This is a genomic window from Parasphingorhabdus sp., from assembly GCF_965233695.1.
Lineage (GTDB): Bacteria > Pseudomonadota > Alphaproteobacteria > Sphingomonadales > Sphingomonadaceae > Parasphingorhabdus.
Window position 1 is genome coordinate 1,304,810 of sequence record NZ_OZ247497.1, and the last position, 21,143, is coordinate 1,325,952.

A 21,143-nucleotide genomic window follows, 5' to 3' on the forward strand; every position below is an offset into this window, starting at 1 on the left:
GGAGGATGACATGAGCGCAGCGCCACAAGCACCGGCAGACATTGCCGCCGCAGTAATCGATCCGGTTGCCTATGCCGAATGGGATGGCCTGCTCGACAAGTTTGACAGGCTGCGCCGGGACATGCCGGTTGCGCGCATCGAGAATGGCGACCTGCATGATCCGTTCTGGCTGGTGACCGGCTATGATGATGTCATGCGGATCAGCAAGGACAACAAGACGTTTCTCAACAATCCGCGTGGCGTGGTGTTTGGGTTTCGCGAAGGCGAGGAAATTGTGAAAGCGGTGACCGGCGGCAGCCCGCATTTGGTCAATTCGCTGGTCGCGCTGGACGCGCCGATACATCCGAAATATCGCCGGCTGACCCAGGAATGGTTCATGCCGAAAAACCTCAAGCAGCTCGAAGGGGAGATTAGCGCGCTGGCCAAGGCCACCGTTGACCGGCTGGTGGAGGCAGGGCCGGAAGCGGATTTTGTCCCACTGGTTGCCTCGCCTTATCCACTGCACGTCATCATGCAGATTTTGGGTGTGCCGGAGGCGGATGAACAGCGCATGCTGTTCCTGACCCAGCAAATGTTTGGCGGTCAGGATGAGGACCTCAACAAAACCGGCATGGCCAACATGACGGCAGAGCAGATCACCCAGCTGGTCATCGGCGCGGTCGCTGATTTCGAAACCTATTTTGCCAGGCTGACCGAAGAAAAGCGCGCCAATCCCACCGATGACGTCGCCAGCGTGATTGCCAATGCCAAGGTCGATGGCGAATATCTGAGCGACCGCGATATGGCGGGCTATTATATCATTGTGGCGTCGGCAGGGCATGACACGACATCAGCATCGACATCCGGTGCGATGATGGCACTGGCGCAGGACCCCGAGCAGTTTGCGCGGCTCAAAGCGGATCGCGACCTGTTGCCCGGCATTGTCGAGGAGGCCATCCGCTGGACCTCCCCGGTGCAGCATTTCATGCGCACGGCGGCTGAGGATGTTGAGCTTGGCGGCGTGTCTGTCAAAAAGGGCGACTGGTTGATGATCAACTATGTCGCGGCCAATCATGATGACCGGGTTTTCGACAATCCCCGCAAATTTGACGCGGCCCGCTCACCCAATCGCCATCTCGCCTTTGGTGCTGGCGCGCATCAGTGTCTCGGCCTGCATATGGCGCGGCTGGAGATGAAGATATTGTTCAACGAACTGCTCGACCGGATTGAGACGGTCGCACTGGCAGGAGAACCCAGGCGGGCAAAATCGAGTTTTGTGGGCGGGCTCAAAACCCTGCCTTTACGATACACGCTGTCGAAATGAACGATATAGGCAAAATGACAGGCGCACCGGGCCTTGTAATAAGTTATACGGAACCAAAATAGAAACGATACGGCAGAAATCCCAAAGGAGAGCAAAATGATCACCCAATATAAGAATCTTATCAACGGCCAGATGGTCAGCACATCCGAAATGCTGGACGTGGTCAATCCCGCCAATGAAGAAGTTATCGGCCAGGTGCCTGCTTGCGGCGAAGCCGAGCTTAATCAGGCAGTGGCCGCTGCCCGTGCAGCCTTTCCGGCTTGGAGCAAGAAACCGATCGAGGAACGCCGCGCTGTGGTTCAGGCGATTTCTGCGACGATCAAGGAAAATCTCGACGAGCTATTCCGCCTGCTGACCGCTGAGCAAGGCAAGCCCCATGCTCAGGCGCAGGCCGAAATCATGGGTGCATCGCTGATGGCTGGCGCGCAATCGACGCTGGATCTTGATGACGAAATCAACGAGGATACGGACGAGCGCTTTAGCCGTACCCGCCGGGTCCCGGTGGGCGTGGTTGGCGGCATCGTGCCGTGGAATTTCCCGGTCATGATGGCGGTGCAGAAAATCGCGCCAGCGCTTTTGTCCGGTTGTACGATCGTGTTGAAACCTTCGCCGTTCACACCGCTCGCAACATTGCGGCTGGCCGAGCTGATCAAGGATCTTGCACCTCCCGGAGTCGTCAATATCATTACCGGTGAAGATAGCTTGGGACCCTTGATTACAGCGCATCCCGATATCGACAAGATCACGTTCACTGGCTCCACCGCAACCGGCAAGAAGATCATGGAAGGCGCTTCCAAGGATCTCAAACGGATCACGCTGGAACTCGGCGGAAATGATGCCTCGATCGTATTGCCCGATGCCAATGTAGAGAAAGTGGCCGAGCAGCTTTTCTGGTCGAGCTTTACCAACGCCGGTCAAATCTGTGTCGCAGCGAAACGCATCTATATCCACGAAGATATTTATGACGAGCTGAGCGCTGCCATTGCCGAATATGCCAAAAACGTGAAGGTTGGCGATGGCTCACAGCAAGGCACAGCGGTTGGCCCGATCCAGAACAAGAAGCAATATGATCGTGTCATCGAACTGGTTCAGGATGCCAAGGATAATGGCTATAAATTCCTCGTCGGCGGCGACCACGATCCTGATGTTCCGGGCTATTATATGCCGATCACGATTCTCGACAATCCGCCAGAAGATGCGCGGATTGTGGCTGAAGAACAGTTCGGACCGGTTATGCCGCTGATGAAATTCAGCACCACCGAAGAAGCGATCCAGCGCGCGAATGACAGCGAATATGGTCTCGCCGGAGCGGTCTGGACCGCCGATCCCGACAAGGGCGTGGAGATTGCCGAGCAGCTGGAAACCGGAACCGTCTGGGTCAATGAATTCCTGCACCTGTCGCCGTTCGCTCCCTTTGGCGGGCATAAACAGTCCGGCTTCGGCGCCGAATATGGCAAGGAAGGCTTGCTTGAATTTACCTATCCGCAGGTCATCACGGTCAAGAAAGACAACGTACCTGCCTAAAAACGCAGGTTAAGACTCGAAAAAGGCCGGTTATCACTATTGTGATGATCGGCTTTTTCATTTGACCCTAGGGCGGCGCAGGTTTAATCGTTCAGTTAAATTTTGGATTCTCAAACAGTTTTAAGGAGCAGGAAGATGGCAGAAGCCTATATTGTAGATGCAGTGCGGACCGCAGGCGGTCGCCGTGGCGGCCGGTTGGCAGGAACCCATGCTGTGGATCTCGGCGCAGCAACGCTGGATGCGATTGCAGACCGGAATGATTTTGATCCCGCTGCGATTGAAGATGTCATCACCGGTTGTGTTATGCAGGGCGGCGAGCAATCCGGTGATGTCGGCCGCAACAGCGTATTGGCTTCGAAACTGCCTGACAGCATTCCGTCCGTCTCGATTGACCGTCAATGTGGCTCTTCGCAGCAATCCATCCAGTTTGCGGCACAAGGCGTTATGTCCGGCACACAGGATATGGTGCTGGCCCATGGTATCGAAAGCATGACCCGCGTGCCAATGGGCTCCACGTTCAAGCTGTTTAAAGATGCCGGCCTCGGCACCAACAAGAGTGAGCGGCTTGAGCAAGCCTATCCCGGCGTGCAGTTCAGCCAGTTCATGGGCGCGGAAATGCTGGTGAAAAAACACGGCTTTAATCGCGATGATCTCGATGCCTTTGCCTTGGAAAGTCACAAAAAAGCTATTGCAGCGACGGAATCCGGCGCGTTTGAAAATGAAATCGTCGCCGTCAAAATCGAAACGCCAGAAGGCGAAGAAATGCACAAGGTCGACGAAGGTATTCGCTTCGACGCCAGCATGGAAAGCATCGGCGGCGTGAAAGTCTTGCAGGAAGGCGGCGCGATTACCGCGGCCAATGCCAGCCAGATTTGCGACGGTTCGAGCGCTGTTCTCGTCTGTTCCGAACAGGCTCTGAAGGACCATGGCCTGACGCCACGCGCACGGATTGTAAACCTGACCGTGACGGCTGGTGATCCGGTGATCATGCTCGAAGAGCCTTTGTTCGCGACAGACCGGGCTTTGCAGCGCGCGGGCATGAAGATTGATGATATCGACTTGTATGAGGTCAACGAAGCTTTCGCGCCCGTGCCGCTCGCATGGCTGAAACATACCGGCGCGGACCGCAGCAAGATCAACGTCCATGGTGGCGCGATTGCTCTGGGTCATCCGCTCGGCGCATCCGGCACCAAGCTGATGGCGACCTTGCTCAATGCGATGGAAAGCCGCGGCTCCAAATATGGCCTGCAGACCATGTGCGAAGGCGGCGGTCAGGCCAATGTCACCATCATCGAGCGTTTGAATTAAGTTTAGAACAGAAAGAAAACTCATGGAACTCAACAACACAATGTCGGCCGTGGTTACGGGCGGTGCCTCTGGCCTTGGTGCAGCGACCGCGCGGCGCTTGGCGGAAAAAGGCGTTAAGGTCGCCTTGTTCGACCTGAACGAAGAAAAGGGCGAAGCGCTGGCTGCCGAACTGGGCGGTGTTTTCTGCAAGGTCAATGTGACCGATGATGACAGCGTTGATGCCGGCTTTGAAAAGGCCCGGGCGGCCAATGGTCAGGAACGTATTTTGGTCAACTGCGCCGGTATCGGCAATGCGATCAAAACCGCCAAGCGCAGCCGCGAAGATGGCTCGATCAGCCATTTCCCGATGGATGCGTTCAATTTCGTGATTCAGGTCAATCTGGTTGGCACATTCCGCTGCATTGCCAAGTCGGCGGCCGGAATGCTGACGCTTGACCCCATGGAAGATGGCGAACGTGGCGCGATGGTCAACACGGCGTCGGTCGCGGCTGAAGACGGCCAAATGGGCCAGGCCGCCTATTCCGCTTCCAAGGGCGGTGTCGTTGGCATGACCCTGCCCATCGCGCGCGATCTGATGGCTGAAGGCATTCGTGTAAACACGATCCTGCCGGGCATTTTCGACACGCCGCTGCTTGCCGGAGCGCCTGACAAGGTCCGTGATGCATTGTCTGCATCCGTGCCTTTCCCGAAGCGGCTCGGCCAGCCTGACGAATATGCCAAACTCGCGTTGTGCATGATCGAAACCGGTTATTTCAACGGTGAAGATGTGCGTCTCGACGGTGCAATCCGTATGGCGCCGCGGTAGTAAGAATAAACTCCTCTCCCTCTTCAGGGGAGAGGAAACGAGAGCTTGGCAGCTTTGCTGCCTAGCGACGTTGGAGAGGGGAGAGTAATATTGCCAGCCCCCTCTCCAAGATTTTCTAGCCGGGTAAACCGGCAAGCAAATCTATCCTCTCCCCTGAAGAGGGAGAGGGCTATGAGAGGATCCTCCCCATGACCTACACCCAGATCAAATATGATGTCGCCGACAATATCGCGACGATCACGATCAACCGTCCGGAAAAAATGAACGCCTTCACCAATACGATGTTGAAGGAAATGTGCGACGCATTTGATCAGATTGATGCCGACGACGACGTGCGCGCCGTGGTTGTGACGGGGTCCGGAGACCGCGCCTTTTGCGCCGGTGCTGATCTGACACCGGAAGGCGGCGGCAAGCCCTTTGCCAGCAGCGATCCGGTGGACGATTATTCCGATCCGCGGGTCCGTGACGGCGGCGGTAAGCTGACGCTGCGTATCTATCAATGCCTGAAGCCGGTTATTGCGGCGGTGAACGGAGCAGCGGTCGGGGTTGGTGCAACATTGCAACTGCCGATGGATTTTCGCCTTGCCAGCGAGACGGCGCGATTCGGATTTGTCTTTGCCCGGCGCGGGATTGCCCCTGATGGCGCGGCCAGCTGGTTTCTGCCGCATATTGTCGGGCGGCCGCAGGCGCTGGAATGGTGCATGACCGGACGCGTGTTCAATGCGCAGGAAGCGCTTGACGGCGGCCTGATCCGCTCGATCCACAAGCCGGAGGAGCTGCTGCCGGCCGCTTATGCGCTGGCGCGGGAAATTGTCGACAATACCGCGCCGGTATCGATAGCGCTCACCCGGCAGATGCTGTGGCAAATACCCTGCGCCGACCATCCGATGGAAGCGCACAAGATTGACAGCCGGATCATCTTCAACCGCGCCAAATCCGGCGATGCAGCGGAAGGCATTGCCAGTTTCCTGGAAAAGCGCGATCCGGTCTATCCGGACAAAGTGTCGACAGACATGCCAGATACCTTTCCTTGGTGGGAGGAACCTGTTTATAAGTAATTGCTTGAGGCAGGCCTGCTTTGGTAAAGGCCGGTCTATCGAGGGGAAATAGCATGAGCGCCGAAAATCAGGTGGATAAAAACGGGGACATCGACGGTGCCAGCGCACGCAGCAAGCTGATCGAAACAGCCAGCCAGATCATGCGCGAAGGCGACACGATTGATATATCCTTTAGCGAGCTGTCGGTGCGTTCCGGTCTGAACAGCGCGCTGGTCAAATATTATTTCGGCAACAAGGACGGCCTGCTCGAGGCGATTCTCGAGCGCGACATGACCAAGATTGTCGAGGATGTCGGGCTTTTGATCGCGAAAGATATGCCGCCCGAAGACAAGCTACGCCACCATATCGGCGCGGTCATCGATACCTATTATCAATATCCCTATATTCACCGCCTGACGATGCGCCTGATCCGCGATCTGCCGCCGGAAGGCGCCCGCGATATTGCCGAAAAATATCTCAAACCTCTGTCCGAAGCCTATAGCATTTTTGTCGGCGACGGTATCAAGACCGGCGTTTTCCGTGATCTCGACCCGCAGCTATTCTATTCCGCCGTCACCGGTGCCGCTGACCGGTTTTTCACCGGCAAGCTGGTCTGGAAATATTGCTATGGCCGGGATGACTTCCACGAGAAGATGCGCGATTCCTATCGTGAGCAGACGGTTGACCTGATCATGGCCGGGATTTTGGCGCGATAGGTTTTGGCCGGGCTTCGGTCTGCACATCTGCCATCAAAACCCGCGCCGCCTCTGTCATGCTACCGGCACGCTCCATCCCGATCGTGTTGGCGGCGCAACCGGACAATATGATCGCCAGCACCAACGCCATGGAAAGTCCAGAAAGTCGGTAAAGCTTCGACACAAGAATGATCCCGTTCTCGTTTTGAGAGCGCTCTTGTAACATATCCGGGTTCAAACGTCTTCCTGTCCGCTTGCTGCGATGGTTTTAATGGCCGCTTTTGGGTGCAAAAAAAAGCGGGCGATGATATCCGTCAATATATCATTTTGGTCAAACGATTGAGCCATGGCCGAGCGTATTTTGTCGCATTTTTGGGGGTTACTTCGCGCATTTTTCCGTCAAGCAGGCTCTTCTGCGCGATGCTTCCAACCAGCCATTAATATTAAAGAAATCAGATAAAGCGTTGACGGAAAAAGCCCAAAAGCAAGCATGATGCCTTGGACGGCCATGTCGCTCTGCGGAAGACCGGCGGCCGCTTTGGAAGAGTCGAAGCCTACTGCCGAGAGAGTTATGCCTATCAACAAGGTCCCTCCCAACGCAAATCCAACCTTGTCCGCTGCAACCCAAAGCGAAGAGAAAATTCCGTTTTTCTCCTCTGCTTCCAGATCCGCAACCATGGAAAATCCCAGCATTGTCCAACCTGAATTTCCTACTCCGGCAAGGAATGCCCAAACGCATATGATCTCAAAAGGCGCTGTTGGCCAACCGATCCAGATCAAAATTGAACCGATATGCAATGTTGTCGCGGCCATATAGGCTTTCCGTTTGCCAATAGGCTTTGCTATCGCGACCCACACCGGCTGTGACAAAATGATACCCAAAACAATAGCAAACGTAAGGAGTCCAATCACAGACAGGGCATCGGCACGCTGCATATTGTAGGTCATGAAGTATAATAAGGCGGCATAGTTCATGCCGCCGCCGGTCAGTTGAAGAATGTTGGCAATCAGCAATTTGGAAAAGCGCCGATCTTTCATGGCAGAGATGATTGCCGCCACGGAAAGTTTGTTCATTTCATGCGGCTCTATAACGTCCGCATTTGTATCAACAGCGCCCCCCGCTGTGTTTAGATCAGCAACTTTGTAGGTACCGAGATATGCAATGAGCAACGAAATGGAGCAAATAATCGAAAGCACCACCGCCATTTCGATATATGCTGTTTCCCCTCCGCCACGCTGAGCCACGAAAGCTGGCGCGGCCCCGGCTGCGATGAGCAATCCCAATCCGGTAAACGCCAGGCGCCAAGCCATTAATTTTGTCCGCTCTTCCGGCGTCTGAGTCAGAGAAGCGACAAGTGCCAGATAGGGTACTGAAAAACTGGAATAGATGGACATGTACAGAGAAAATATAAACGCGACATAGATAAGCTTCATCTGCCACGCGATATCCGGAACGCTAAACAGCAATATCAACGGTATCGGTACTAGAAATGCTCCGGTTAACAGCCAGCGGGACATCGGAAATCTGGCTTTGAGCCTGCTCGACAGGGAGCCCATAACGATATCGCTACCAACACCCACGAGAAGTTTTGGGAAGAAAATCGCAATGCCGGCAAATACGGGCTCTATGCCCTCGATATTTGTCAGAAAAAACAGAAGCAATAGCGAGGGCACATCTCTGAATATTTGACCTGCTATCTGCCCTAGGCCGTAACTTGCTTGCTTCCCAACGCCAAGTGGTTGATCCATAGGGTGTCCAATCATTCTAAAGGCAGAACAAGTATCTCAAAAACAGCCGATCGACCGTTTCGCGATGTTAGAATAATTGCATTGCGAGAATGTGGATCGTGAAACGCCTACAAATTCAAGGGTGTTTGCTGTGCGGTTATTCAGGGTGATATGGCTGCGGGTGAAAATAGCTGTTCGGTCCATTTTCAGGAACCAATGTTCAAGACTGCCTCTGAAATTGGCATGCATCCGATATTGCCAACAATCGAGCTTGCCGACTAACACGGATGCCCGCCTTCGGAATAAAGCCGCCCCTCCGGCATAACCGCGCTTTGGTTTCTCTTTGCCCTTTCCTACAAATAACCAGATAGGTTATGTCTGCATGTTCCCCAACATAAAGGAACACAGCTATGACCGAACACCCGATACATGAACAATTTACCGACATCCCTGATGCCGATGATCTGGCCCGTCCCAGAGAGCGCCATGATGGCTGGTCGCCGGACAGGCAGGTGGCGTTTCTCGAAGCCCTGGCGCGGACCGGTAATGTCCGGGCGGCGGCGCGCTATGCCGGGTTGTCGCGGGAGAGCGCGTATAAGCTCAGGCGCAGGCCGGATGCGCGGGCCTTTGCCCGGGCGTGGGATGCGGCGCTCATTCATGCGCGCGATGTGTTTCAGGATGAGCTGATGGACAAGGGGCTCAATGGCTGGCGCGAGGCGGTATGGCATCAGGGCGAGGAAGTGGGAACACGGGAACGCTGGAGCGCGCCCTTGTTTCTGGCGGCATTGGCACGGCTCGACAAGATGGCGGACGGGCTGGATGTGAAAGGCAATCCGGCACGGGTGGCAGCAGAGCATTTTGATGATCTGCTGGAAGGCATCGGACAGGGCAGCGATTGCGCAGAGCTGGTTGAGGAGATTGAGGCCTCTGGCCGGACGGTCGGTACAAAGCCGCAATCATCCTTGTCCAACAGTGATTTGCTGGCGACCATCGCGCTCCACAGCGAACGCGAGAAGATACAGGCGATGGCGCCGGAGGATATTGATGTCTCCGATCTCGACATTGCCGATCGCGAAGAATGGGATGATCTGCAATGGGAGCGGGCCGATCGCAGCGGCTTGCTGGAGCGCAGCGGGATATTTGATGATCTGGAAGAACCGGTGTGATTTGTGTGAACTTTGGAGCGTGAAAGGGAGAAATGAGGCTGTGTGATTTGTGTGAACTTTGGGAGAGGAGTCTTTTTTGATTCCCTCAGGCGCCGGGCGCGGGCATCCGCCCGCTTGGCTTTCTTCGCATAAGCTCGGGCGCGCGCCTGATATCTTTGGCGCGCTTGCCTCGCTGCGCTGGGACGGATCACCTCAAGTGAGGCACCGGTCTTTATTCTCTCCCCCGGAGGGAGAGAAAAGACTTGGCTTGGCAGCTGGCTGCGAAGCCAAGTCTTATTGAGGGGGCAAGTCTTAGAGAGAGGCCAGCGACAATCGCCAGCATCAGCGATAGCCGCCACCCCTCACCAAGTTTCGCTAGCGCCCCTGGACAAGCCCAGGGCCGCAAGCTGCACTGTCCTCTCCCTCAAGGGGAGAGGAAATCGGGTGTGTCACCTAAAGTTAGGCACCAGTCCGACGCGAAGCGGAGGCAAGGGCGCCAAAATCAAATGGCGTCCGCCGCGCCTTATGGCGCGTAGCCAAGGCGACGGATGTCGCCGCCCGGCGCTTGAGGTCCAACAAAAACTCCCTCTCCCCGCGCGCCACACCTGAGGTCCAACAAAACCTCTTCCCACTCCTCACCCCAAACCCGCGCAACATTGCCAGCGCTGCATCCGCTGGCTAAAGCGCTGGGAATAATAAAAGGTCTTGTGCAATGAAATGGCTTATCACTCTGGGGATATTGGCGATTGCGATCGCTGGCTTTGCCTATTGGTTTTTCTCGCAGCCCGGCCCGCGTCAGCTGGACATGGTCAACAATATCATTCCCGGTGACAAGGATGCGAAACTTTTGCTGCGTGGTCAGGTCTATGATGAAGAGCTGGGCCTTGGCCTGAATATCTGGACGCCGACAAAGGTTTCCGACAAGCCCTTGCCGGTGGTGGTGTTCATCTATGGGGGCGGCTGGCGTGCGGGATCAAAGGATGAATATGCCTTTGCCGGACGCGCATTGGCGCATCGCGGCTATTTGACGGTGCTGGCGGACTACCGGCTCTATCCCGAAGTGAAATTCCCGGAATTTCTGGAGGATAGCGCCAAGGCAGTCGCCTGGGTCCATGACAATATCGCCGATCATGGCGGTGATCCGGAACGGATATTCCTGTCAGGGCAATCGGCCGGGGCCTATAATGTCGCGATGCTGGCGCTCGACCGGCAATGGCTGGGTCGGCTGGGCAAGACGCCGGACCTGATCAAGGGCGTGGCTGCCTTGGCGGGCCCTTATGATTTTTATCCGTTCAAGACCGAGACAACCAAGAACAGCTTTGGCTCCTATCATATCCCTGAAATGACCCAGCCGGTCAATTTCGTGCGCGCCGATGCGCCGCCGCTCTGGCTCTCGACCGGCGTGAACGATACACAGGTGAAGCCGCGCAACAGCCGGACGTTAACTGACAAAATGCTCGAAGCGGGCGGTGATGCCGAATATGTCGAATATCCGGACATGGACCATATCGAAATCATGATGGCGGTTTCCAAGCCCTTTCGGAACAAGGGTCCGGTGCTGGATGACATGATCGCTTTCTTTGAAAGCCGTCCATGACCACGCCAACGCCGCATGCGGATGCGGATGCGGAGCACGGGTCCGTGGATGCGATGATATTGGCGGGCAGCCGGCCCGGCGGTGACGCGATGGCGGATAGCCGGGGCATTGCAGTTAAGGCACTGATCCCGGTCGCAGGCAAAGCGATGCTGGCCCATGTCACCGGTGCCTTGCTGGGGCATCCGGCGATCGGCAATGTGCATCTGCTGGCGCAGGATTTTGAACCCTTTTGGGCCCATCCCGATACGCAAGCATTGGCGGCGAACGACCACGTGATCGCGCAGGAAAGCGGAGCGACCATTGCCGTCTCGGTCGATGCTCTGCTGGACCGGGACGATGCACGCTATCCGATGCTGATCACTACGGCGGATAATGTGCTGCTGAGCGGCGCGATGATCGACGAGTTTCTGAGCGATGCGCAATCATCGGATATCGCCATTGCGGTTGTCGAAAAGGACGTGCTGCTCAGCCGCTATCCGGCATCGCGGCGCACATGGCTGAAACTGCGCGGTGGTCAGTATAGCGGGGCGAATCTCTTTTATTTTGGATCCCCGCAGGCGCGCCAGATTTTGCGCTATTGGGCCGAGGTGGAGCAGGACCGGAAAAAGGGCTGGAAAATACTGACGATCTTTGGGCCTTGGCTGCTGTTTCTGGCCGTGACCCGGCTGCTGACGATCGACCAGCTTGCCGCCCGGGTTGGGCAAAAGCTGGGATTGCGGATCAGGATCGTGCCGATGGCGCAGGCAGAGGCCTGTATCGATGTGGACAAGGAGAGCGATCTTGTTCAGGCGGAGGGAATTCTCGCCGGTCGTGCCGGGATGCCTTAGCCTTTGGCGATATTGCGCCGCGCCGCCGTGCCAAAGAGCAGCAACCTGATGATAGCGGTGATCGCCATGGCGCTGGCCGCCCCGATCGCGCCGAAAAAGTGGAGGCCCAAAAGCAGGATGGCGATGAACAGGATCGCAATGAAGGCCTGCAGGAACAAGGCGGTGCGTGCACCGCTGCCGGACAACAAGGTCGGTTCATAGATGGCGCCGGCCAGATCAATCGAGGCGGCTGCGGCAAGCAGGATCAGCAAAGGATAGGCGGGCAGGAATTCGGGACCGGACATGTAGTAGAGCGCAGGCTGGCCGATGACGAGGACGATCAGGATGACGGTGCCGCCGGTGATGAACAGCATGCGGTTGGCTTTGCGGAAGAGGACTTCCATGGCGGCGGCGCCTTGCTGGGCACGGATCAGGTTGACCTCGGCAAATATGGCGCGCGATAGCAAAGCCGATATCTTGGTCATCGCGACGCTGAGCTGGCTGGCCAGACGATAGAGACCTGCCGCCGCTGGACCAACGAAGTAACCGACGATCAGCAGTGCGATATTCTGCGACAGGCCGGCAAAGGTGGAGCCGAGATTGGATACTAGCAGGAACTCGCCAATGCCGGGGTTCTCGCGCACTGACTGTTTGGTCATGGACAGGTTGCGCGGTGACATGATGTCGCGGCTTTGCCATGTGGCAAGCAGCCAATAGCCGATGGCATGGATCACTTCGGATAGCGCCCAGACGATCAGGAAATTGGCAATGCTCGGCCCGGTGAACCAGACGATCAATGTCCCGATGAGCCGGACGCTGGGAATGATCGCTTCGGCATAGGCGGCGAGATCAAACCGGTTCTCGACCCGCAATATGCCGGTCGGCGTCGACTTGATCGACAGCAGCATGACGAGGGCAAAGAGCAAGGCGGTTTGCGCCAGTTCCTGATCCCAGCCGAAAAATGGCGCGAGCCACTGGACGGCAAAAAAGGCCAGCAAGCAGCCGGCAAGCGCACCAGCCAGGTCGAGCAGGGTGCAAAGACCGACAAGCCGGGCGAATTTCTGCCGATTGTCCGCCCCCTTTATATAGCGGGCACCAAAACGGATGACGACCTGCCAGGTTTGAAACGTGACAATCAGGGCAATAGCCTGGGCGGTGCCGGTGATGAGCGCAAACTGGCCGAATCCCGAAACACCAAGCGTTCGGGTCAATATTGCGAGATAGAAGAGGCTTAAAATGCCGCCAAATCCCTTGCCGCCCAGAAGCCAGCCGGTATTGGCGATGATCCGCTTTATCCCGGTCTTCTCGGCCTTGGCTTTGCCGGATTCGGTTGTCGACTCCTCGGCCATGATTAAGCAGGCATCTCCCGACGGGACTGCAACCGGCGGTTACAGGATTGAGCTTTGATAACCATCGTTCTAAGTGTCTCCCCGAAACGTCCCTATCCCGATAAAGGCCAATTGCCAATATGATCGAAAAAGTAATAATATTGAGCGCGGGCCAAGGGTCGCGCCTTTTGCCCTTGACCGCCGAACGTCCCAAATGCCTGATTGATTTTTCGGGAAAGAGCCTGATTGCCTGGCAGATAGAGATGCTGGCCGCCGGCGGGGTGCGTGAATTTCACGTGGTGACCGGTTTTATGACCGATATGGTTGAGGCTGAACTGGAGCAGCTGAAGCAGGTCGGAACCGACATATGTATCCATTTCAATCCTTTCTACAAGGTCGCTGACAATCTGGGGAGCTGCTGGATTGTGCGTGACATAATGGATGGGGATTTCATGATTCTCAACGGGGATACGCTGATCTCTCCCGAGATAATCGAGACCGCACAAAATACGGCAAATTGGCCGATTACAGTGACCGTGGATATCAAAGATCACTATGACAGCGATGATATGAAAGTGTCGCTTAGCGGTGACCGTTTGACCGCTATCGGCAAGACGTTGACGGCTGAGGAGAGTGACGCAGAATCCATCGGTTTCCTGGCCTTTCGCGGCGAAGGCGGATCACTGTTTCGTGAAAAAGTCCGTGCGTTCATGCGCACGCCCGCAGGCGTTGAAAACTGGTATCTCAAGATAATCGATGCACTGGCGCCGAGCGAGAAAGTCGGTACGGTATCGATCAAAGGCCATGACTGGGCCGAAGTTGATTTCCTCAATGACGTGGAGACCGCCACTGCTCTGACCGATCAGTGGCTGGCTAAATCGCGCTAGTCCGGAAAGCCCGATTTCAACCAGGTGGCCATGCCGGAAATCTGGTCGTCTGATAGTTTGAAGGCATCGCCAAGCGTAGGCGGCCCCGGCCAGGCCTTGTCCTCAAATTCCTGTCCCATCCACTGGCGCGTGCCTTCATAACGCGGGATGAGATGAAAATGGACGTGCGGGTCAACCATCATCAACATCAGCCAGTTGAGCTTCTGATGGGAGACAAGGCTCCCAATTGCGGAAGATACATCCGCTGTCACCATCTTTAGCTCTGCAAAATGCTCTGGCGATAATGCACCAAAATCTTCGGCATCGGACTTGGCTGCGACGATCAACGAACCCAATGTTACTTGCGCGGGGCGCAGCAAAACAACCCAATGATCATAGTCCTTCACCAAGGTTGCGGGATATCCGAACTTCCTGATAGTTTCGTTGATCATCTGCCTATCCTTGCTCCTGCTCCAGCCATGAGACAATTTCGCCGCCGCGCATTCTTACCATCCAGGCCTGAATTATCTGTACCATATGCACCGCGAGCGAGATTAATGTCCACCAGGCGACGGCAATCAGGCCGATATCGGGGCGGCCAAATATCATGGAAATGAATAACAATAGCATGTTGGGATTGCGTCTTGCGGTGATCAGCCGGAACCAGGAATCCATTGGCCGCCAGACATGGATATGCTGGCCAAATGCGCGGATGAAAATACCTTCGATGATCCGTTGCAAAACATAACCGCCCAGAATGACAATGAGCACGAGGCTAAGTTGATCTTCCGGCAAAGACAGGCCCACCGCGCCAAGCCCAACTGCCCACGCCACCCACCAAAAAGGCGGATGGACGAGATCGAGACCATGATCGAAAATATTACCCCAATAAGAGGACGTGATGGTGCAGCGTGCGAGTTTACCATCGACTGTATCGAGCACCATGAACACAAAACCAGCGGCCATGCCGGTCCAGAAATAACCATAGTAGAACAGGAATGTCGCCGCCACGCACCCAACCGCACCGATGGCTGTGACCATATTGGGCGTCATTCCGATCCGGGCAGCAAAGCGGGTAAGGACGAGTGCAAGTTCCGGCCAAAGATATTTGGTGAGGATATCGGTGACCCCTTTATATGCCCCAAAATAGCTCTGCCGCTCAATCTCCTTCACCGTAGCCGGAGTAAGTTCCCGGACAAATGGTGTTTCCAGTTTGCGCAGTGAGGGATTGTGAATCCGCGGTCCATCGCGATACTCCATGACTGACATTTCGGCTGGCACTTGTAAGGCGGCAAGCGTCTCTGCTGCTCCGTCATCTGTAACATGGGCCAGTACCGGAACGCCGCCGATTGTAAGCACCGTTCCAGGATTGTCATGAACATAGCTTATCCATTGCGGATCAAAAACATATGCCAAGTTTATCCATAGACTACCGCTAATATTACCCTGCAATTTTTCGACCAGGCGGCGTCCCCGCTCCGCGTTGGTCATTCCCCATATCAGCGTGTCATTTTTGCCATGCAGCAAAAGAGTCACACCGTTTTTGGTCTGCATATGATTATTTCCTGTCGTAAGTTGGGTGATGTGGGAGTTTTCAAAAGTAAATACCAGTGATCTGATTGCGTTAGCAGATAAATAGGGCAATTTAGAATCGAAAAAGAGGCAAATCGTGTAAATCACGGGGGCGCAAGCGCTTATCAAAATTGGCAGCAGGGTCTGTTTCGCTAGTTTTTAAGCGGCTAGAGGTCGTTTGGAGGCGTATTTCAGGCATTGAGTTTGCCGAGAAACTGACTATGAATAGCGCTTCTAGACTGATTACTAACGCGACATCTATTATTTCGCCAACACAAGAGAATATTGATGGCAACCTTTACGCTCCCGAAAAACAGCAAAATCCGCAAGACTGGTGAAGTGCATGAGGCGCTGAGCGGTGGCAAGAGTCGGGCGTTTAAAATCTATCGCTATGACCCTGATAGCGGCGAAAATCCGCGTTATGACACTTTCAAGATAGATACCGATGATTGCGGACCCATGGTTCTTGATGCGCTGATCAAGATGAAGAGCGAACAGGATTCAACTCTTACCTTCCGCCGGTCTTGCCGGGAAGGGATTTGCGGATCCTGCGCGATGAATATTGACGGTAAAAACGGTCTCGCTTGTACCACGGCGATTGAAGATTGTGGCAAGGAAGTGAAGATCACGCCGCTGCCGCACATGGAAGTGATCAAGGATCTGGTTCCTGATTTCACCCATTTCTATGCGCAATATGCATCCATCCAACCCTGGCTTAAAACGGTTACGCCGACACCTTCCGGTAAAGAGCGGCTGCAATCTCCAGAAGATCGCGCTAAACTTGACGGCCTCTATGAATGCATTCTCTGTGCTTGTTGCCAGACCAGCTGCCCGAGCTATTGGTGGAATTCCGACAAGTTTCTTGGTCCTGCCATCCTGCTGCAAGCCTATCGCTGGCTCGCAGACAGCCGTGATGAGATGACCGGAGAGCGGCTCGATGAACTGGAAGACCCGTTCCGTCTCTATCGGTGCCACACGATCATGAACTGTGCCAATGCCTGTCCCAAAGGCCTCTCTCCGGCAAAGGCGATTGCCGAGATCAAGAAGATGACGGCGGCCCGGGAAGTTTGATAATTGGCTGGCGAAAAGCTGATGGCTGACGCCGACCCTGAATTTTTCACCAGTGACCCGGATCCTGATCATCCGGGCTGGTACCAATGGAAATTGAAAGACCCGGAATGCTATAATAGCTTCCTGGGTCCCATGATCATGCGGCGTGGTGGTGACGGCATTGCCGATACGATCGCTCGCATTCGCATGTTTCCCGAGCGGCAGCATCGCAATCTTGGTGACGTTGTCCATGGTGGAACAATGATGGGCTTTATCGATTGCGCCTTGTTTGCCGCTATGCGGGTGCTCGAAATCGGGCCATCCGGATTCGCCGTTACACTGGAATTGCAGACCCATTTTATTGGAGCGGCGCGCCTTGGCGAACCGCTGGAGGCACAGGTTGAGGTGGCGCGCGAAACTGGTCGTTTCCTGTTTCTGCGCGGGCTTGTCGTGCAAGGTGACGGCAGTGATAATATGGCCTCCTACACGGCTATCGTCAAAAAAGCGCCGCAATGACGGGCTTTTACGCGCGCTATCAGGCGCTGATCGCGAATGGGGAATTGAAACCTGACGAGGACCAGGACGCCTGTGCACAGCGTCTTGCGCAATTGCAGGAAGAACTTGAAGCGGTCCCTCCGCGCGGCAGCGTGCTGTGGCGGATGTTTTCAAAAAAGCCAAAAGCCCCTCGCGGTATCTATATGTGGGGCGGTGTCGGGCGCGGCAAATCGATGCTGATGGATCTGTTTTATGACAGTCTGCAGATCAACCGCAAGAAACGGGCGCATTTTCACGAGTTCATGCTGGATGTGCATGCCCGGCTCAATGACGAACGCAAGAAGGAGCAGGGCGATCCTATTCTTCCGGTTGTGGCGGCTCTGGCTGATGAGGCCCGCTTCCTCGCCTTTGACGAAATGGTGGTGAACAATAGCGCCGATGCGATGATCATGTCGCGGCTGTTCACCGGCCTGGTTGAAGCGGGCGTGACCTTGATCGCGACTTCCAACCGCCCGCCGGTTGATCTTTATAAAGACGGTCTGAACCGTGAACATTTCCTGCCTTTCATCGATCTGCTAGAGAACCGGCTTGATGTCATTTCGCTCAACGGGCCGACCGACTATCGCCGCGAGCGACTGGGCGGTGTCGATCTGTGGCATGTGCCCAATGGCGATGCTGCGACCAAGGCGTTGAGTGACGCTTTCTTTCGCCTGACCGACTATCCGCCGGAGGACCGCGCCCATGTCCCTTCCGAGGAACTGCCGGTGCAGGGCGGCCGGTCGATGCATGTTCCCAAAGCCCTGAAAGGCGTTGGTGTTTTCTCGTTCAAACGGCTCTGTGCCGAGGCGCGGGGGGCACCCGATTATCTCGCCATTGCGCGGCATTTCCACAGTGTCATCATCGTTGGAATTCCAGTGCTCTCCAAAGAGAATCGAAACGAAGCGGCGCGCTTTGTGACGCTGATTGACGCGCTCTATGAATATCGCGTCAAGCTGCTTGCCAGCGCCGACGCGGAACCCGATGCGCTCTATCCCGAGGGTGACGGGTCGTTTGAATTTGTCCGTACCGCCTCCCGGCTGGTCGAGATGCAGTCGGATGACTATCTCGCGCTCGGCCATGGCACGGGCGAAGCCCTCTGATCACAGCAGGCTTAGGCTGTCCAGATCGAGCGCCATTTGCGCCGGTCTTTCGGCCATGACCGCAAACATTTCATCCCCCCGTTCGGTTTGTTCGACATGGATCGAGGCGTTGATCGCCATGATGAAGCCGGAAAAGGCAAGCCGGCGATAATCCTGCCAGAACAGGTCGTTATCCTGCTCGATACCGTTGGCGGACAGGCGAGAAAGATAGTCCGCAACGAGCCCTTTCTCCACTGCGGCGCGCTCTGCCGGATCGGCAAAACTGGTCCCGATCAGATAGGCGATATCGCTTGCGCCATTGCCCAATGTTGCGGTTTGCCAATCCACCAATATGGCGCGTTCGCCGCCTTCATCAAACAGGATATTGTCCAGCCGCATATCGCTATGGGTGATGCACGGGCGGGCCGGTTCGCTATCGAGATAGCTGCCGAATTTCGCAATCAGCTCCGCGCCCATATCCAATATGTCGGCGCCCAGTCTGTCGGCGAAACGCTTGCGGAATTCGGGATAGATGGCGGGCAGCGCCTGCCGCATATAATCGCCATTTCCCTGACCGTGGAGCAGCCAGTGATATTGCTCGAGCGTCCCGGTCTCCGGTTGAAAACTGTGCAAAGCAGCGGCCTCACGAATCGCTGATTGCACCTGTGTCAGCGTTCCACCGGCCAGCTGGTCGCCCTGGCTGGCGGGCGCCATATCTTCGAGCATCAGGACAAATTGCGTTTCATCTTCGCCGATGGCGGCATGATAGCAGCCGGGGCAACCGACGCCGGATCGGGCCGCCACATCGCGGTACCAGCCAACCTCCATATCATAGAGGTGAAAGATCGCGGCGGCTCCGCGACTGACCGGATCGGCACTCGGACATTTGGCGACAAAGCTTTCGGGAAAACCGGCATCCTGCCAGTCACAGGTGAAGCGGAAGCTGTCGCACACCTGTCCGGTCCCCACTGGCTTGTGGGTCAGCGACTGGAGCGATCCCGATGGTGCGCCAAAAACGCCCTCGACCCAGCGGGGATCGAACTCCTCAGGGCGAAGCGGGAATGCGGCGCTCATGCTGCGGGGTGCAGCAGGTCGGTGAGCCCGCTGGTCTTGTGAGGTCCGACAAATAGTTGTTCAACAATTCCAACACCTTCATGGCGCGCATCACCGCTAGTCAGCACTGCATCGCTAAGCGCCTGGATATGGATATAGAGCATGTCATGAGCCGGCACATTGGCCAGATCTATCACATCATAAGCGGTTTCCAGCGCCCCGTGATCCATGCCGTGACCCCAGACCGGATGCATATAGCCAAGGCCCGACATATAAAAGGTCCGCGTGGCATCGCCGGTGCGCGGGGTGATTGATAATGTGCCATCCGCGGTTTCCAGACCAAGCTGCCTCACGCGCCGGGTGCCGGAATGATATCTGAGATCAAAGCTGCCGGGTTCAAATTCCCGTCGCTCGCCACCAATGGCATCCACCACGCCGCGCCGGTTCCACGGCAGGCCATCGCCGTCATCATTGCTGTGAAAGAAGCAGGCATGATTATCGAAATTCAGCGGGGTCCATAGCCACCAGAATTGCGGCAAGGCGCCAGCGGGCGGAGGCTGTGATTCGGGTGAGCCAACCGGCCTTATACCCCAGCTGCGGTCGCGGGTACCACGATGACTGTCAGGCGACAGGGCAATGTCTTGGCCATCCACTGTGATCGCCCCCGACCAGCCGCCATTTTGGGTCATGCGGGTATAGTCCATGACCATGCGGGGACCGTCGCGACGGATGAAGCGGGGTTCCTCAATCGGACTATGGCGCGCGGTAAAGCGGATATCGGCGGTGATCGGGCTGTCATTGCCTGTGACGATAATTCGCAGTTCCTGCAATGGCTCGACAATCTCAACCGTGATTGGCCCGACGCTCAAATCCAGCCGCTCGCTGCCCATGCGTTTGGAGGCGCGCAGATTATGCTGTTTACCGTCCATCGATACGCAGAAGGCCGCATCCATGATATCGAGCTGCGGATAGACGCCCAGGGCTGCGGCAAAGAAAATGCTGCCATCCGCGCTATAGCCGTTGAAGAAATAGCGGTCATAGAAATTGCGGTTGTCGCCGGACACTGCCATCGGTTCCGGCGTCTGGTGCAGCGGATAATCGTCGCCTTTGCTCAGCATGGGCCTGTTCTCTCCTGTTCATTCTTTTCTTGCATCATGGCGAGCCATGTCGGTCTTGGCAAAGCAAAAGATGCTTGGACAGGGGAGCGAAGTTTACAAAGTGGACATAGTTCTTTTGGGCGGATTTGAAGCGGGCCAGTTCGGCCAAAGTTCACACACATCACAGGGTGTCCGTGCTCCCCACTTGATGCGGAGCCCAGGGTAGACAGGCGTGACAGCCATCCTAGGCTCCGCATCAAGTGCGGAGCACAAACGGCGGGAACAATTGACATCCTCGCACTGACAACGCGGTCCAAAGTTCACACAAATCACACCTCCATACCGCTCATTTTGGTTAGAGCTTTTGGCTTCTTTCCACCGCATGCCGCGTTGCAAAACATGAGCACAAATCCTGTTCAAAATCAGGAGTAAAACAGGGCAATGATTATCACAGGACGGTTCGTGTAGGAAAGCGGTCTCATCTGATACTGCCAATCCCCATGGCGCTCACCCTGAGCGCAGGTCACGGATTGGGTTCATTGAGCGCCATTTCCTGACCATCTTCTCCACCATTATTGCTATTGCGAACCACTTGCAAAGAAAGCCCGCAAATTGG

General features: G+C 55.8%; 20 protein-coding genes. 13 read left to right on the plus strand and 7 right to left on the minus strand.

The features are described from left to right. Nucleotides 1-10 precede the first annotated feature (10 nt). From ACO6S1_RS06140 to ACO6S1_RS06165, 6 genes are all read left to right on the plus strand, one after another. The gene (locus ACO6S1_RS06140) at nucleotides 11-1,303 is read left to right on the plus strand and encodes a cytochrome P450 (protein ID WP_422345439.1); all 1,293 of its coding nucleotides are present in this window, start codon (nucleotides 11-13) and stop codon (nucleotides 1,301-1,303) included. 96 nt (nucleotides 1,304-1,399) lie between these two features. Next, entirely contained in the window at nucleotides 1,400-2,827 is a 1,428-nt protein-coding gene (locus tag ACO6S1_RS06145) for an aldehyde dehydrogenase family protein (protein WP_422345440.1), read from the plus strand. A 135-nt stretch (nucleotides 2,828-2,962) separates the two neighbouring features. Next, nucleotides 2,963-4,135, plus strand: coding sequence for an acetyl-CoA C-acetyltransferase (locus tag ACO6S1_RS06150; protein ID WP_422345441.1), 1,173 nt, complete (start codon nucleotides 2,963-2,965; stop codon nucleotides 4,133-4,135). 22 nt (nucleotides 4,136-4,157) lie between these two features. Then, nucleotides 4,158-4,940: an SDR family NAD(P)-dependent oxidoreductase gene (locus tag ACO6S1_RS06155; RefSeq protein ID WP_422345442.1), complete on the plus strand. Its 783-nt coding sequence runs from the start codon at nucleotides 4,158-4,160 to the stop codon at nucleotides 4,938-4,940. 188 nt (nucleotides 4,941-5,128) lie between these two features. Further along, nucleotides 5,129-5,998 carry a crotonase/enoyl-CoA hydratase family protein gene (locus ACO6S1_RS06160; protein ID WP_422345443.1) on the plus strand — a complete coding sequence of 290 codons (870 nt, stop codon included), beginning with the start codon at nucleotides 5,129-5,131 and terminating at the stop codon, nucleotides 5,996-5,998. Nucleotides 5,999-6,051: 53 nt separating this feature from the next. Then, nucleotides 6,052-6,693 (plus strand): TetR family transcriptional regulator, encoded by a 642-nt coding sequence (locus tag ACO6S1_RS06165; protein ID WP_422345444.1) that lies wholly within the window; start codon nucleotides 6,052-6,054, stop codon nucleotides 6,691-6,693. Here the strand turns inward: ACO6S1_RS06165 and ACO6S1_RS06170 are convergent. Next, on the minus strand, nucleotides 6,668-6,856 hold the full coding sequence (locus ACO6S1_RS06170; RefSeq protein WP_422345445.1) for a hypothetical protein: 189 nt from the start codon (nucleotides 6,854-6,856) through the stop codon (nucleotides 6,668-6,670). The two genes, ACO6S1_RS06165 and ACO6S1_RS06170, sit on opposite strands and share 26 nt — an antisense overlap. Nucleotides 6,857-7,071: 215 nt before the next feature. Beyond that, on the minus strand, nucleotides 7,072-8,421 hold the full coding sequence (locus tag ACO6S1_RS06175) for an MFS transporter (RefSeq protein ID WP_422345446.1): 1,350 nt from the start codon (nucleotides 8,419-8,421) through the stop codon (nucleotides 7,072-7,074). Between the two features lie 389 nt (nucleotides 8,422-8,810). Here ACO6S1_RS06175 and ACO6S1_RS06180 point away from each other — a divergent pair, with 389 nt between their 5' ends. The 3 genes from ACO6S1_RS06180 (at nucleotide 8,811) to ACO6S1_RS06190 (ending at nucleotide 11,969) form a co-directional block, all read left to right on the plus strand. Continuing rightward, nucleotides 8,811-9,566, plus strand: coding sequence for a hypothetical protein (locus tag ACO6S1_RS06180; protein ID WP_422345447.1), 756 nt, complete (start codon nucleotides 8,811-8,813; stop codon nucleotides 9,564-9,566). 691 nt (nucleotides 9,567-10,257) lie between these two features. Next, the gene (locus ACO6S1_RS06185; protein WP_422345448.1) at nucleotides 10,258-11,142 is read left to right on the plus strand and encodes an alpha/beta hydrolase; all 885 of its coding nucleotides are present in this window, start codon (nucleotides 10,258-10,260) and stop codon (nucleotides 11,140-11,142) included. Then, a complete protein-coding gene (locus ACO6S1_RS06190; protein WP_422345449.1) occupies nucleotides 11,139-11,969 on the plus strand; it encodes an NTP transferase domain-containing protein in 831 nt (276 codons plus the stop codon). Before ACO6S1_RS06185 ends, ACO6S1_RS06190 begins: the two co-directional genes overlap by 4 nt. Here the strand turns inward: ACO6S1_RS06190 and ACO6S1_RS06195 are convergent. Further along, nucleotides 11,966-13,297, minus strand: a complete 1,332-nt coding sequence (locus tag ACO6S1_RS06195) for a lipopolysaccharide biosynthesis protein (RefSeq protein WP_422345450.1) — start codon at nucleotides 13,295-13,297, stop codon at nucleotides 11,966-11,968. The two genes, ACO6S1_RS06190 and ACO6S1_RS06195, sit on opposite strands and share 4 nt — an antisense overlap. Nucleotides 13,298-13,416: 119 nt before the next feature. Here ACO6S1_RS06195 and ACO6S1_RS06200 point away from each other — a divergent pair, with 119 nt between their 5' ends. After that, complete coding sequence (locus tag ACO6S1_RS06200) at nucleotides 13,417-14,163, plus strand: sugar phosphate nucleotidyltransferase (protein ID WP_422345451.1); 747 nt, start codon at nucleotides 13,417-13,419, stop codon at nucleotides 14,161-14,163. Here the strand turns inward: ACO6S1_RS06200 and ACO6S1_RS06205 are convergent. Beyond that, the gene (locus ACO6S1_RS06205) at nucleotides 14,160-14,591 is read right to left on the minus strand and encodes an HIT family protein (RefSeq protein ID WP_422346150.1); all 432 of its coding nucleotides are present in this window, start codon (nucleotides 14,589-14,591) and stop codon (nucleotides 14,160-14,162) included. The genes ACO6S1_RS06200 and ACO6S1_RS06205 overlap by 4 nt on opposite strands. Nucleotides 14,592-14,598: 7 nt before the next feature. Beyond that, nucleotides 14,599-15,696, minus strand: a complete 1,098-nt coding sequence (locus tag ACO6S1_RS06210; protein WP_422345452.1) for a CDP-alcohol phosphatidyltransferase family protein — start codon at nucleotides 15,694-15,696, stop codon at nucleotides 14,599-14,601. Nucleotides 15,697-16,002: 306 nt separating this feature from the next. Here ACO6S1_RS06210 and ACO6S1_RS06215 point away from each other — a divergent pair, with 306 nt between their 5' ends. From ACO6S1_RS06215 to zapE, 3 genes are read left to right on the plus strand one after another with little or no spacing between them, the layout of a single operon-like run. Then, the gene (locus ACO6S1_RS06215; RefSeq protein WP_422345453.1) at nucleotides 16,003-16,785 is read left to right on the plus strand and encodes a succinate dehydrogenase iron-sulfur subunit; all 783 of its coding nucleotides are present in this window, start codon (nucleotides 16,003-16,005) and stop codon (nucleotides 16,783-16,785) included. 21 nt (nucleotides 16,786-16,806) lie between these two features. After that, the gene (locus ACO6S1_RS06220; RefSeq protein ID WP_422345454.1) at nucleotides 16,807-17,280 is read left to right on the plus strand and encodes a PaaI family thioesterase; all 474 of its coding nucleotides are present in this window, start codon (nucleotides 16,807-16,809) and stop codon (nucleotides 17,278-17,280) included. After that, complete coding sequence (zapE, locus tag ACO6S1_RS06225; RefSeq protein WP_422345455.1) at nucleotides 17,277-18,398, plus strand: cell division protein ZapE; 1,122 nt, start codon at nucleotides 17,277-17,279, stop codon at nucleotides 18,396-18,398. Before ACO6S1_RS06220 ends, zapE begins: the two co-directional genes overlap by 4 nt. On the opposite strand, the gene ACO6S1_RS06230 is transcribed toward zapE, so the two are convergent. Further along, nucleotides 18,399-19,451: a phosphotransferase family protein gene (locus ACO6S1_RS06230; RefSeq protein ID WP_422345456.1), complete on the minus strand. Its 1,053-nt coding sequence runs from the start codon at nucleotides 19,449-19,451 to the stop codon at nucleotides 18,399-18,401. Then, nucleotides 19,448-20,548, minus strand: a complete 1,101-nt coding sequence (locus tag ACO6S1_RS06235; protein ID WP_422345457.1) for a hypothetical protein — start codon at nucleotides 20,546-20,548, stop codon at nucleotides 19,448-19,450. Before ACO6S1_RS06235 ends, ACO6S1_RS06230 begins: the two co-directional genes overlap by 4 nt. Nucleotides 20,549-21,143: the final 595 nt, after the last annotated feature.

Excerpts from the sequence above, each read along its gene's own strand:
- ACO6S1_RS06180 (WP_422345447.1), top strand. The coding sequence starts at position 8,811 with ATGACCGAACACCCGATACATGAACAATTTACCGACATCCCTGATGCC.
- ACO6S1_RS06140 (WP_422345439.1), top strand. The coding sequence starts at position 11 with ATGAGCGCAGCGCCACAAGCACCGGCAGACATTGCCGCCGCAGTAATC.
- ACO6S1_RS06150 (WP_422345441.1), top strand. The coding sequence starts at position 2,963 with ATGGCAGAAGCCTATATTGTAGATGCAGTGCGGACCGCAGGCGGTCGC.
- ACO6S1_RS06175 (WP_422345446.1), bottom strand. The coding sequence starts at position 8,421 with ATGGATCAACCACTTGGCGTTGGGAAGCAAGCAAGTTACGGCCTAGGG.
- ACO6S1_RS06160 (WP_422345443.1), top strand. The coding sequence starts at position 5,129 with ATGACCTACACCCAGATCAAATATGATGTCGCCGACAATATCGCGACG.
- ACO6S1_RS06215 (WP_422345453.1), top strand. The coding sequence starts at position 16,003 with ATGGCAACCTTTACGCTCCCGAAAAACAGCAAAATCCGCAAGACTGGT.
- ACO6S1_RS06165 (WP_422345444.1), top strand. The coding sequence starts at position 6,052 with ATGAGCGCCGAAAATCAGGTGGATAAAAACGGGGACATCGACGGTGCC.
- ACO6S1_RS06185 (WP_422345448.1), top strand. The coding sequence starts at position 10,258 with ATGAAATGGCTTATCACTCTGGGGATATTGGCGATTGCGATCGCTGGC.
- ACO6S1_RS06200 (WP_422345451.1), top strand. The coding sequence starts at position 13,417 with ATGATCGAAAAAGTAATAATATTGAGCGCGGGCCAAGGGTCGCGCCTT.
- ACO6S1_RS06145 (WP_422345440.1), top strand. The coding sequence starts at position 1,400 with ATGATCACCCAATATAAGAATCTTATCAACGGCCAGATGGTCAGCACA.
- ACO6S1_RS06210 (WP_422345452.1), bottom strand. The coding sequence starts at position 15,696 with ATGCAGACCAAAAACGGTGTGACTCTTTTGCTGCATGGCAAAAATGAC.
- ACO6S1_RS06235 (WP_422345457.1), bottom strand. The coding sequence starts at position 20,548 with ATGCTGAGCAAAGGCGACGATTATCCGCTGCACCAGACGCCGGAACCG.
- zapE (WP_422345455.1), top strand. The coding sequence starts at position 17,277 with ATGACGGGCTTTTACGCGCGCTATCAGGCGCTGATCGCGAATGGGGAA.
- ACO6S1_RS06155 (WP_422345442.1), top strand. The coding sequence starts at position 4,158 with ATGGAACTCAACAACACAATGTCGGCCGTGGTTACGGGCGGTGCCTCT.
- ACO6S1_RS06220 (WP_422345454.1), top strand. The coding sequence starts at position 16,807 with ATGGCTGACGCCGACCCTGAATTTTTCACCAGTGACCCGGATCCTGAT.
- ACO6S1_RS06195 (WP_422345450.1), bottom strand. The coding sequence starts at position 13,297 with ATGGCCGAGGAGTCGACAACCGAATCCGGCAAAGCCAAGGCCGAGAAG.
- ACO6S1_RS06230 (WP_422345456.1), bottom strand. The coding sequence starts at position 19,451 with ATGAGCGCCGCATTCCCGCTTCGCCCTGAGGAGTTCGATCCCCGCTGG.
- ACO6S1_RS06190 (WP_422345449.1), top strand. The coding sequence starts at position 11,139 with ATGACCACGCCAACGCCGCATGCGGATGCGGATGCGGAGCACGGGTCC.